At 73.5% G+C, this 11,729-nt stretch carries 10 protein-coding genes and 1 pseudogene; 2 read left to right on the top strand and 9 right to left on the bottom strand.

The features are described from left to right. The first annotated feature begins 4 nt into the window (after window positions 1-4). Window positions 5-823 (top strand): alpha/beta fold hydrolase, encoded by an 819-nt coding sequence (locus ACLIN4_RS28420; protein WP_030978472.1) that lies wholly within the window; start codon window positions 5-7, stop codon window positions 821-823. Between the two features lie 11 nt (window positions 824-834). After that, on the top strand, window positions 835-1,728 hold the full coding sequence (gene hasP, locus ACLIN4_RS28415) for a 3-hydroxyasparagine phosphotransferase (RefSeq protein WP_107479438.1): 894 nt from the start codon (window positions 835-837) through the stop codon (window positions 1,726-1,728). A 75-nt stretch (window positions 1,729-1,803) separates the two neighbouring features. On the opposite strand, the gene ACLIN4_RS28410 is transcribed toward hasP, so the two are convergent. The 9 genes and pseudogenes from ACLIN4_RS28410 to ACLIN4_RS28370 form a co-directional block, all read right to left on the bottom strand. Then, window positions 1,804-3,654: an ABC transporter ATP-binding protein gene (locus ACLIN4_RS28410; RefSeq protein ID WP_289912923.1), complete on the bottom strand. Its 1,851-nt coding sequence runs from the start codon at window positions 3,652-3,654 to the stop codon at window positions 1,804-1,806. Between the two features lie 39 nt (window positions 3,655-3,693). After that, window positions 3,694-4,695, bottom strand: a complete 1,002-nt coding sequence (locus ACLIN4_RS28405; protein WP_289912921.1) for a clavaminate synthase family protein — start codon at window positions 4,693-4,695, stop codon at window positions 3,694-3,696. Between the two features lie 219 nt (window positions 4,696-4,914). After that, window positions 4,915-5,112 (bottom strand): annotated as a pseudogene (locus ACLIN4_RS28400) (inositol-3-phosphate synthase); the annotation flags it as partial. A 104-nt stretch (window positions 5,113-5,216) separates the two neighbouring features. Continuing rightward, window positions 5,217-6,020 (bottom strand): hypothetical protein, encoded by an 804-nt coding sequence (locus ACLIN4_RS28395; protein ID WP_107479434.1) that lies wholly within the window; start codon window positions 6,018-6,020, stop codon window positions 5,217-5,219. A 53-nt stretch (window positions 6,021-6,073) separates the two neighbouring features. After that, on the bottom strand, window positions 6,074-7,291 hold the full coding sequence (locus ACLIN4_RS28390) for an FAD-dependent monooxygenase (protein WP_179342652.1): 1,218 nt from the start codon (window positions 7,289-7,291) through the stop codon (window positions 6,074-6,076). A 31-nt stretch (window positions 7,292-7,322) separates the two neighbouring features. After that, window positions 7,323-8,309 carry a beta-ketoacyl-ACP synthase III gene (locus ACLIN4_RS28385; protein WP_269960633.1) on the bottom strand — a complete coding sequence of 329 codons (987 nt, stop codon included), beginning with the start codon at window positions 8,307-8,309 and terminating at the stop codon, window positions 7,323-7,325. Further along, the gene (locus tag ACLIN4_RS28380) at window positions 8,306-10,033 is read right to left on the bottom strand and encodes an acyl-CoA dehydrogenase family protein (protein ID WP_107479431.1); all 1,728 of its coding nucleotides are present in this window, start codon (window positions 10,031-10,033) and stop codon (window positions 8,306-8,308) included. The genes ACLIN4_RS28385 and ACLIN4_RS28380 overlap by 4 nt, the downstream gene beginning before the upstream one ends. Before the next feature lie 99 nt (window positions 10,034-10,132). Then, the gene (locus ACLIN4_RS28375) at window positions 10,133-11,353 is read right to left on the bottom strand and encodes a beta-ketoacyl-[acyl-carrier-protein] synthase family protein (RefSeq protein WP_411576369.1); all 1,221 of its coding nucleotides are present in this window, start codon (window positions 11,351-11,353) and stop codon (window positions 10,133-10,135) included. Continuing rightward, on the bottom strand, window positions 11,350-11,595 hold the full coding sequence (locus tag ACLIN4_RS28370; RefSeq protein WP_107479429.1) for an acyl carrier protein: 246 nt from the start codon (window positions 11,593-11,595) through the stop codon (window positions 11,350-11,352). The genes ACLIN4_RS28375 and ACLIN4_RS28370 overlap by 4 nt, the downstream gene beginning before the upstream one ends. Window positions 11,596-11,729: the final 134 nt, after the last annotated feature.

The following is an 11,729-nucleotide window of genomic DNA, read 5'->3' as shown; positions in this document are numbered from 1 at the left end:
CGCCATGCCTGTCATCACCGTCAACGACATCAGGATCAACTACTACGACAGCGCGCCGCCCGGGGGTGAGCGCTCGGCGCCCGCCGTGCTGCTCGTCATGGGCTCGGGCGGCAGCGGCCGGGCCTGGCACCTGCACCAGGTGCCCGCCCTGGTCGCCGCCGGCTTCCGGGTGATCAGCTTCGACAACCGGGGCATCGCCCCCAGCGAGGAGTGCCCCGGGGGCTTCGGCATCGACGACCTGGTCGCCGACACCGCGGCCCTCATCGAGGAACTGCGCCTCGGCCCCTGCCAGGTGGCGGGCATCTCCATGGGCGCGCACATCGCCCAGGAGCTGGCACTGTCCCGGCCCGACCTCGTCGACCGGCTGGTGCTGATGGCGACCCGGGCCCGCCCGGACGCCCTGCGCGACGCGCTGTGCCGCGCGGAGATGGAACTGTACGACCAGGGGGTCCGGCTGCCCGCCGCCTACGAGGCGGTCGTCCAGGCCATGCAGAACCTCTCGCCCCGCACCCTCGACGACGACCGGCAGGCCCGCGACTGGCTCGACGTGCTGGAGCTGACCCGGGTCTCCGGGGCGGGGCACCGGGCCCAGCTCGGGGTGGGCGTGATGCCCGACCGGCGCGAGGCCTACCGCGGCATCCGGGCCGCCACCCGGGTGATCGCCTTCCAGGACGACCTGATCGCCCCGCCCCACCTGGGCCGGGAGGTCGCCGACGCGATCCCCGGCGCCGAGTACGAACTGGTGCCCGACTGCGGGCACTACGGATACCTCGAGTCACCGGACGCGGTGAACAAGAGCCTCGTCGAATTCCTGCGCCGGTGAAGGAGAACGCGTTGAAGACCGAGTCAGAGGCCGCCCTGACGCCCGCCGACCGGCACCTCGTCGGGCTGGCCCTGGAGGTGTGCCCCGGCTTCGCCCCCGGTGAGGTCGTCTACCGCAGCCGCACCTCCCTGGTGGTCGGGGGCACTCTGGACGGGGTGGAGGCGCTGGCCAAGGTGCGCACACCCGACTGGCGGCGCCAGTGCCTGCGCGAGATCGACACGTACGACCTGTTCGACGCGGTGCCCCCGCCGGTGCCGGTGCCGCGGCGGTTCGCCTCCGACAAGGAGCGCGCCGTGCTGGTCATGGAGCGGCTCGCCGGGGAGGTGCTGGCGCCGGACCGGTTCCCGGTCACGCCCGTCTCCCCCAAGGACCTGGCCGGGGTGCTGGCTGCCGTGGAGCGGCTGCGGCACTGGCGGCCCGCGCCGGCCGAGGGCTGGTCGGTGGACTACCGGGGGATGCTGGACGGCGTGCGCGCCCAGGGTGTCTTCGACGACGAGCACTGGACCTCGATCCTCAGGCTCCTGGAACTGTCCGGACCGCCGCGCGAGTTCGGCCACGGTGACCTGGTGCTCGCCAACGTGGTCCGCAGCCGGGGCCGGGAGGTGCTGATCGACTGGGCGAGCAGCGCCCTGTACCTGCCCTGCCTCGACCTCGCCCAGCTCTGGATGCTGCTCGGGGACGTGCCCGGTGCCCGGGCGCGGATCGAGGTGGCGGTGGCCGAACGCGCCGACGAGCGGGACGGGATGATGCCGTTCCTGGTGAACCTGACGCTGCTGCTCTACCGCGAGCGCCGTGCCCACCGGCGTTTCACCGACGACGCCTCGCGGGCCCGGGCGGTACGGCTCGACGCCGCCTGGGAACTGACCCGGCACCGTGTCCGGCAGTGCCTGGCGACGGCCGGCTGACCGGCACACGGCACACGGCACACGCGAAGGGGCCTCCCGGTGATTTTCACCGGGAGGCCCCTTCGCGTGAGGGGGTTACTGGATGAGCAGTTGGTGGCTGGCCAGCTCCCGGTAGAGGGGGCTGGTGCCGGTCAGTTCCTCGTGGCGGCCCGCGGCGACGACCTCGCCGTGTTCCAGGACGACGATCTGGTCGCTGTCCACGACGGTGGAGAGCCGGTGGGCGACCACGAGCAGTGTCCGGTCGGCGGTGACGGTGCCGATGGCCTCCCGCATCAGGGCCTCGTTGCGGGCGTCGAGGTTGCTGGTCGCCTCGTCGAGCAGCATGATCGGCGGCGCGGCGAGGAAGGTGCGGGCCAGGGCGAGCCGCTGCCGTTCGCCGCCGGACAGCAGGACGCCGCCCTCGCCGACCTCGGTGTCCAGGCCGAGCGGCGCCCGCTCGATGACGCTCAGGAGGTTGACCGAGCGCAGCACCTCGCGCATGTCGTCGTCGGTGGCGTCGGGTGCCGCGAGGGACAGGTTGTCGCGGACGGTGCCGGCGAGGACCGGCGCCGACTGCTCCACGTAGCCGAGGCGCCGGCGCAGGTCTCGGCGCGGCAGGTCTCGTACGTCCGTGCCGCCGACCCGCACCACGCCCGAGGTGGCGTCGTAGAAGCGTTCCACCAGGGACAGCAGGGTGGACTTGCCCGCTCCGGAGGGGCCGACCAGGGCGGTGCGGGTGCCGCGGGGGACGGTGAGGGACACGTCCCGCAGGACCGTCTCGCCGTTGTCGTAGCCGAAGCTGACCCGGTCGAACTCGATCGCGGGCGGCCGTCCGGCACCGGCGTCGGCCTCGGGTTCGGGCCGGGTCCGCTCCCGCACGGTCAGCGTCTTGGCGGCGGCGCTGTCGGTCTCCTGCGGCAGGTCCACCATCTCCTCGATGCGCTGGAGGGCGCCGAGTCCGGACTGGAGCCGGGAGTAGGCGGTCAGCGCGCGGCCGAGCGGGAACCAGAGCATGAACAGGAACAGGACGAACGCGACCATGTCGCCGACCTGGATGGCGCCGCTGGCCACCCGGGCGCCGCCCAGGCCGAGGACCACGAGGAAGGCCACCTGGATGGTGGTCGACGTGATCGGGTTGATCATCGCCTGGAGCCGGGCGATGCGCATGCCCGCGCGGTACGCCTCCTGGGCGTAGCCGTCGACGGCGTGCCCCTCGCGTTCCTCGGCGCCGCTGGCGCGGATCGTGCGGACGGCGGAGATGGCGCGCTCCACGGCGGACGTCATCTCCCCGATGCGGTCCTGGGCGTCGCGGGAGGCCCCGCGCACCCTGCGGGAGAGCCCGACGACGGCGAGGACGCCGAGGCCCAGGCCGAGGGCGGTGGCCGCGAACAGGGTGGGGTCGATCAGGCACATCATGAGCGCGGAGCCGCCGACCATGACGACGTTGGTGACGGTGTCGAACAGGCCGGAGGTGACCACCGCGCGCAGCATCGTGGTGTCGGCGCCGACCCGGGAGAGCATGTCGCCGGTCCGGCGCCGGTCGTACTCGGTGATGGGCAGCCGCAGCAGCCGGGCCACCAGCCGCCGACGGGCGGTCAGGACCAGCCCTTCGGCGGCCCGCTGGAGCAGGTAGTCGCGGACCCCGCCGAGCACGGCGACGACGATGAGGACGCCGACGAGCAGGGCGACCAGCCGGCCCACCGGCCGGTCCGCCTCGATGTCGGTGAGCACGTCGCGGGTGAGCACCGGCTGGCTGAGGGTGAGCAGGGTCACCACCAGCGAGAGCACCGCGACGATCCCCAGCGTCGGCCAGTAGCCCTGGAGATACGGGAACAGGGAGCGCAGTCCGACCTTCCGGGCGGACGGGGCCGGTGGCCCGGGTTCCGGCACGCTCTTCGCCCCGGCTTCCGGAGCGGGCGGTCGCTCCCTGGTCTGCGTGCTCGTCATCGGACTCCTACTCCTGTTTCACTGCTGGGGCTTCGCCGGTCAGGCGGGCTGTGGCGCTTCTCCGAGCACGTAGCCGTCGGCCGGGCGCATCGCGCGGGAGCGGCGCAGGTCGGTCAGTACGAAGGTGCGCTGGAGCCAGCGGTCGGTGCCGTCGTAGCGGGGGGTGAACTCGGTGCGGCCGTGGACGGTGACGCGGTTGTCGACGATCGCCAGTTCGCCCGGCACGAGGCGGTGGGTGGTCGCGGTGGCGTCGAAGCGGTCCTGGAGCTCCCGCAGGGCCTCGGCGGCGCGTTCGGTGACGGGTTCGGTGGCCGCCAGGTCCACCCGGAGGTCGGGGTCCGAGGGGTCACCGAGGAGGACGGGGCCGGCGGCCTCGCCGGGTCCGCTCAGGTTGAAGGAGGGCGGGGGCGCGGTGATGAACTCCGGTGCCCACAGGGCGTCCACGGTGCGGTCGGAGAGCAGCGGGAGCACCTGCCGGATGCAGGCGGTACGCAGGCCCGCCCGGCCCGTGGGGTCGGCCCGCAGGCACAGCAGCATCACGAAGTCGGGGCGGTGGTCGTGGAAGGCGTTCTCGTTGTGGAACGTCAGCAGGGTGGAGCCGGCGTTGCCCTGGAACTCCTCCATCCCCGGAACGGGGACGACGTCCTGGACGAGGGCCCCGTTCTTCTCCGGACGGAACGCGCCGGGGTCGCCCAGTCCGCAGGCCACCGTCAGCAGCACGGCGGCGCCCAGCGAGGGCTCGCGCTGCACGGAGCCGTTGACCGCCGGGGTCGGCGGCAGCCCCATCGAGTCGACCGGCAGTCCCCGCAGCAGCATGCTGCCGTCCGGTCCCGAGTCCCGGCGGAACTCGGAGAGTTTCTTGCGCAGGGTCGCGGGCCATTCGTGCCAGGCGTTCCTGGCCGCCTCGACCCATTCGGCGTCGTCGGGCCGCCCGGTCGCCTGTGTGGCGAGTTTCCAGGCTATTTCCTCGACGAGTTCCGCGTCCGACTGGTTCAGCGTCACGTCGTAGCGCGGCGCCGACCGCGCGGCATTCGCAGCCATTGTCAGAGCCTCCGTCCGCAGTCATTTTGTGTGCACTCGTGACGCTATGGGCCGTCGTTATCGGCCGCGTATCGAGTGAGCATGAGCGGAACTCCCGTTTCCGGTGAGCACCGAGCGCGCCCGGCCGGCCAGGTCGGCGTACCGCGCCGCCAGGTCGTGCCCGGTGCTGCCGACCGGGTCCTTGAAGAAGCCCGGCTCCGGCACCCGCCCGGTGACACCGCCCGGGTGCGAGCGCACCCGCAGGGCCCGGCGGGCGGACATCGGCGCGAGCACCGACTTGACCAGGGTCTCCCCGGTCTTGCCGTCACCGCCGGCGGAGGGCACGCCCTTTTCCCGGGCGAGTTCGTCCAGGGCCGGCAGGCGCGCCCCCGTCGACGGAGTGAAGTCGACGAAGGCGCGTCCGGCCCGCAGCACGGCGGCGCCGACGACGGTCGTCGTGGCCACCGAGCCCCGGGCACCCACCAGCCGGATTCCGGTACGCACGGTTGCTCTTCCTGTCTTCCCCGTGCGCGGGGCGTCCGTCAGCTCATGCCTTCGGGAAGCGGGTAGGACAGGAAGTCGCGGTCGAGCTGACGCACGCTGCGCGGCAGCCACTTGACGGCCTCACGGACCACCACCTGACGCGGCAGCGGCTCCTTGACCTCCATCTGGGTGGGCTTGGCGATGGTCTGCAGGGCCCATGCCATCGCGTTGACCGGGGCCATCTGCTCCCAGCGGTGGCGGCTGATGTCCAGCAGCATCATGGAGCGCATGAAGATGAACCAGATGTGGTAGCCGGGCGGCGGGTTGCCGTTCATGGTGTGTACCGGGCGCTCCCGGCGGGGGTCGTAGAGCACACCCTGGGCGAAGTCCGCGAAGGCGCTGACGATGCCGCGGCCGCCGGGCCGGTAGTAGGTGTCGAAGACGCCGAGCTGGGCCTTGGAGAGCACGGCGAGCGGGCCCTTGATGGGGGTGACGTACTCGATGAAGTTGTGCGGGTAGTCGCTGGTGGCCGCCATCGCCATCCAGGCGTCGAAGATGGCCCGCTCCCAGCCGTCGCCGAGCGCGGTCTCGATGTCGGTGAACGCCTGCTCCAGCTCCGGTCCCACGTTGTAGAGCGTGGTCTCGTCGAACATGTACCAGAGCTCGTTGGCGCGGCGGTCACCGAGCATGCCGGGTACGTCGGGGAAGTCGTCGCCGCGGCCGGGGTGGGGACCGGCCGGCCGCTCGGCGGCACCCGCCGGACCGGCGCCCAGGAGGCCGCCGCCGGCGCCGAGGCCGACGGCCGCGACGGTGCCGAGGGTGGTGGTCATCAGCCGTCGCCGGCCGAGGTTGTCGTTCGACATGGGTTCTCCTTGGTTCTCTCGCGCGGGCAGGGATGGAAGCTCGAAGAGGGGGTTCAGTGGGGCGCCGGCGGCAGCGGCGGGAGGCCGGCCTCGGCGTCGTGCCGCTGGATCCAGGACACGTCGCGGACGAGGGACGACATCGTCCCCGTGGACTCGCCGCCGTCCTCCTCGGGCCGCAGCCGCTGCGAGCCGCCGCCGCGGGAGCCGAGCTGGACGCGGGTGGTGTGCGGACGGCGGACGCCGTCGTAGGCGTCCAGCGCGTCCGCGATCAGCCCGCGGCAGGCGGCGGTCGAGGACGCGACGCGGGCCGGCGCGTCCAGGCAGTGCGCGAGGACCGCCGCGTCCTCGACGGCCTGGCTGACGCCCTGGCCGTGGTGGGGCAGCATCGGGTGGGCGGCGTCACCGAGCAGAGTGACGGCGCCACTGCTCCAGCGGGCCAGCGGCTCACGGTCGTACAGCGCCCAGCGGCGGGTCTCGCGCACCGCGGCGACCAGCGACTTGACGTCGGGGTTCCAGCCGTCGAAGCGGGCGGCCAGCTCGTCCGGTTCGCCACGAGCGCTCCACGACTCCAGCCGTCGGCGCGGGTCGGGCACGACGGCCACGAAGGTGAGGAACTCCCCGCCGCGCACCGGGTAGACCAGCATGCGGGCGTCCGGCCCCGCCCACACCAGCAGGGTGTCGCCGGGCAGGGAGGGCACCTGATCGCGGGAGACGACGCCGCGCAGGGCGCTCTGGCCGGAGAAGACGGCGGTGTCGGGCCCGGCGAGCGTGCGGCGCACCAGCGAGTGGGCCCCGTCCGCGCCGATCAGCACGTCGGCCTCGGCGGTGGAGCCGCCGGCGAACTCCAGCCGGACCTCGCGCCCGGTCTCGGTGAACCGTTCGAGCCGGTGCCCCGGCCGGACGACGCCGGACGGCAGCGACTCGGCGAGCACGGTGTGCAGGTCGGCCCGGTGGATCGTGTAGTACGGCGCCCCGAACTCGGCCAACCACTCCTCCCCCATCGGCTGCCGCACCAGGGTGCCCCCGTGCGACCAGTCCCGCACCTCCATCCCCGTGGGCCGTACGCCGAGCGCGCGCAGCCGCTCGCCCAGGCCCCAGCGTTCCAGGAGCCGGCTGCCGTTGGGGCCCAGGTGCATGCCCACGCCGGTCTCCCTGGGTTCCGGCGCCTGCTCGAAGACGCGTACCTCGTGGCCTTTCCGGGTCAGGGCGAGGGCGGCGACGAGTCCGCCGATGCCCCCGCCGACGACCGCGATCCGCAGCTTCGGCACCACGTTGTCCCTTCTGCTCGTGGGCTCGGTCCGGTCAGCTCCGCTGGTCCTGCACGGGTTCGGCGCCCGACCAGACGACGGCGGCGGAACCCCAGGTGAGGCCGCCGCCGAAGGCGGTCAGGAGCAGCCGGTCCCCGGAGCCGATGCGCCCCTCGGCCGCGGCGTCGGCCAGCGCGAGGGGGATGGAGGCGGCCGCCGTGTTGGCCACGTCCGCGATGTTCGACACCACCCGCTCCCGGGGCAGACCGAGGCGCTTGGCCACCGAGGTGAGGATGCGGAGGTTCGCCTGGTGTCCTACGAAGGCGTCCACGTCCGCCAGGTCCCAGCCCGCGTGCGCGGCGACCGAGCGCGCGGACTCCGTCATGGTGGTCACGGCGCGGGCGTAGACGTCGCTGCCCCTCATCGTGAGGTACTCGCCCCGCGGCGGGATGGTGATCAGGTCGTCGCCGGTGCCGTCGCTGCCGAGTTCGGTGTGGAGCACCGCGCCCGGTTCGCCGGTCCGGCCGCGCTCGAGGAGCACGGCGCCCGCCCCGTCGCCGAAGATCACGGCCGTGCCCCGGTCGCCGGGGTCCACGATCGAGGAGTAGACGTCCGCGCCGATGACCAGGGCCCGCTCACAGGTGCCCGCGGTGATCATCGCGTCCGCCACGGACAGCCCGTACACGAAGCCGGAGCAGACGGCGGACAGGTCGAACGCGGCGGCCCGCAGCCCGAGCCGGGACGCCACCCGGGGGGCGGTGGCGGGGCAGCGCCGGTCCGGTGTAGTGGTGGCGAGGAGGACGAGGTCGCAGTCGTCGCGCCCGGCGGACTTCAGCGCGGCGGCCCCCGCGGTCGCGGCGAGGTCCCCCGTGGAGGTCCCGGCGGACACCCGGTGACGGCGTTCGATGCCGGTGCGGCTGTGGATCCAGGCGTGGTCGGTGTCCAGGTGCCGGGACACCTCGTCGTTGGTGATCACGGTCTCCGGCAGGCAGGTGCCCAGACCGGTGACGACGGCGCCGACGCGGTCGTTCGCCGCGGTCACGCGCGTACTCCTGCCTGGACGGCGCCGGGGACGGGACCGGTTCCGGCGTGGGCCGCGGCCGCATGCCGTTCGGCGAAGTCCGGATGGGCGATGGGCGCGCTGATCAGTCCCTCGGGCACCGCCAGTTCCCGCAGCAGCGCCCCGGCGTCGAGGGACGCGCCGGCCGCCTCGTGGCGGGCCGCCTCGAAGCCGAGGAGCGCGTCCTGGCCGAGGATCCCGGCCCGCAGACCGGTCAGCGCGTGTTCCAGCACGCAGGTCGCCGCGTACTGCCCGAGCAGCCGCTCGGACAGCGGGGTCGCGGCGTGCCGGGCCCACTGGCCGATCGCCAGCAACTGGTGGACGGCACGGCTCCAGCGCGCGCTGGCCTCGCCCGCTCCGTCGCGCTCCACCCGGTCGAGCAGGGCGTCGCAGACGGCCCGGAGCACCCGGGCGGCGTCCAGGCGCGCGGCCCCGGCCACCGCCTCGTCGAGCACCTTGTCGAAGTCCCCGCGGTGGCGCAGGGCGAACCGGGTCGCCTGGTAGCCGAGGACGGTGTTGTCGCCGCCGAAGGTGACGGCGATCTCGTAGTCGTGCAGCAGGGGCGCGATCTGGTTCGCGTCGTGGTAACCGAGCCCGCCGCACAGCTCCCGGGTCTCGGCGAGGGTCTGCCGGGCGTCGCCGGTCGAGCCGGACTTCCCGCAGGAGATCAGCGCGTGCAGCACCTGGTCGCGGGCCGGCGCGCCGTGCGCGCTGCGGGCCACCGCGAGGTCCGACAGCGCCGCCATGGCGTGCCGGGCGGCCAGCGAGCGGCCCACGGCGGCCGACAGCCGCATGCGGTAGTGCTCGTGGCCGAGCAGCGGCCTGCCGAAGGTCTGCTTGACGGCCGCGAACCGGGTGGTGATCGCGCAGGCGAGCAGTTGCGCGTACGCCGCACCCACCGAAGGGAAGAGCCGCTCGTGCGTGAAGGTGGCCAGGCACTCCTCGAACCGCCGGTGGCGCGGCAGCGGTGAGCGGTAGGTGCCCTCCTCGTCGATCGATGCCCAGCGGTTCATCAGGGCGGAGAGCGGGAGCCGGTGGTCGGTGAAGGTCAGTACGCCGGTCTGGTTGGCGGTGACACCGCCCTTCGGTTCGGCCCGCCCGATGCGCACGCCGGGCAGCACCGCGCCGTCCGCGCGCAGCGGAACACGCAGCCAGTGGTGTCCCTCGTCCCGCCCGCCGACCTCCAGCCGGCTCAGCACCATGGCCACGTCGCCGGTGTGCAGGCTGTTGCCGGTCCACACCTTGCTGTCGGCCGGCCGGGGGGTGTTGAGCACCAGGGACCGGTCCCGCGGGTCGTACACCGCGATGGTCCGCACCTGCTTCAGGTCGGAGCCGGCGAGCAGTTCGGAGCCTGCGAAGCAGTACATCCGCTCCATCGAGTCGATCTCCGCCGCCCAGGCGTCCAGTTGCTCCGGACCGGCGTGGCTGAGCAGAGCGTCACCGGCGATCTGGTGCGACACCAGGACGTTGAGCAGGGACAGGTCGTACGCGCCGATCCAGCCCATGGTGCGCAGGAACTCCGGGAAGCGGGCGCTGTCACCACGCCCGAGCCAAAGGGAGTTGGCCGCGAACCCGGCCCCGTTGAGAAGTCTCGCCCGGCGCAGCGTCAGCAGGCTGTAGTCGAGGAGGGTCAGGTCGTCCGGTCGGATGGTGGCGAACTCGGGCCCGGAGAGGACACGGGCCAGTTCTTCTTCGCGTTGCGTCATGGACTCTCCAGGGGTGGCCGCTCGGACCGGGGCGGTGTGACGGGGTGCCGGCCGGCCCGGCAGTGCGGCCGCGCGTTGTGTGGGGGCGGCGTACGTGGGTCAGGCGGCGTCCAGCACCAGGGCGCAGTTGCTGCCGCCGAACCCGAAGGAGGTGCTGACGGCGACGCTCCCTCCGTGCCGGCGGAGGCCGCCGAGGACCAGGTCCAGGTCGGGCAGGCCGGGATCGGCCCGCTCGGTGTGCGCGATGGGCGGCAGGATGCCGCTGCGCAGGCTGCGCAGGGTCAGGACGGCCTCGATGGCGCCGGCCGCGCCGAGGGTGTGGCCGAGCAGGCCCTTGTTCGCGGTGACGGCCGGGCCGTGCGGGAAGAGGCGGGCGATGAGCCGGGCCTCCGTCCGGTCGTTCTGCGGGGTGGAGGTGCCGTGCGCGTTGACGGAGGTCACGTCCCCCACCGACATGCGCGCCGCCGCCAGCGCCTGCTCGACGGCTGCCGCGGCGCCCGCGCCGTCCGGGCGGGGGGCCGTCGGGTGGTGGGCGTCGGAGGTGTCGGCGTGGCCGAGCAGCCGCCCCAGCACCTCCGCGCCCCGGGCGCGCGCCTTGGCCGGCTTCTCCATGACGACGGCCGCGGCGCCCTCCGAGATCACGAAGCCGTCGCGGTCGGCGGCGAACGGCCGGGACGCGTCGGTCGCCTTCTGCTCCGACAGCGCGCCCATGCGGGCGAACCCGGAGACGACGAGGGGGGTGACGGCGGCGTCCGTACCGCAGGCGACGACCGTGTCGCAGAGACCGGCGTCCAGCAGTGTCTTGCCGAGCCCGAATGCCGAGGCGCCCGAGGCGCAGGCGGCGGCCACGGTGTGTGCCGGCCCGGTGATCCCGTACCGCGCGCCGATGGTCCCGGCCGCCATGTTGATCAGGGCCCGGGGATGCAGATACGGCGAGACCATGCCGGCACCCTGCCGCTCCATCCGCCGGTGCTGCTCGTCGTGCGTGGTCACGCCCCCGAAGGCACTGCCCACGACGATACCGACCCGGCTGCCGTCCCAGCTGCCCGGATCGAGCCGCGACTGGGCCAGCGCCTCCTCCACGGCCACCAGGGCGAACCGGATGAAGGGATCGGTACGGGCGGTCCCGCGCCCGGTCAGCTGCCCCGGCCGCAGCGCGGGCACCCGCAGACTGTGCCAGGCGCCGGTACCGGTCAGCGGCTCCGGGTCACCGCTCTCAAGGGAGTCGGCGGCACACATCGCCTCCCAGGTCGAGTCGGCGTCGGTACCGGCCGGCGTCACCAGTCCGGCACCGGTGATGGCGACGGGCCCCTCGGTCACGCCGCTTCCAGACCCGCGCCGGCCAGCGAGACGACTTCCCCCACGGTGAGATCCGCGACCCTCGTCTCCTCACCGCCGAGGTCCACGCCGGTCTCCTCCTTGATCCGCACGATCAGCTCGGCCACGGCCAGCGAGTCCAGTTCCAGATCCCGCAGCAGGGCGCCGTCCGCGATCTCCGCCGGGTCCACTTCCAGGTCCTCGGCCAGAATCCCGTGCACAACCGACTTGGGGTCCGTACTCATGGGCGTTCACCTCTGGGGCTCAGGGTTGATTCAACACCTCGAAACGAGATCGGGCTCCACTGTGCTGGCGGCGGATATGGGGGCCGTATCGCGCCGTTATCAGGGGCCGAGGGCGGTCGGACAACGCCAGGAGT

Source organism: Streptomyces mutabilis, assembly GCF_046628145.1.
Taxonomy (GTDB): domain Bacteria; phylum Actinomycetota; class Actinomycetes; order Streptomycetales; family Streptomycetaceae; genus Streptomyces; species Streptomyces mutabilis.
The sequence above is the reverse complement of the archived record's forward strand: the minus strand, read 5'-3'. Positions and strand labels throughout refer to the sequence as shown.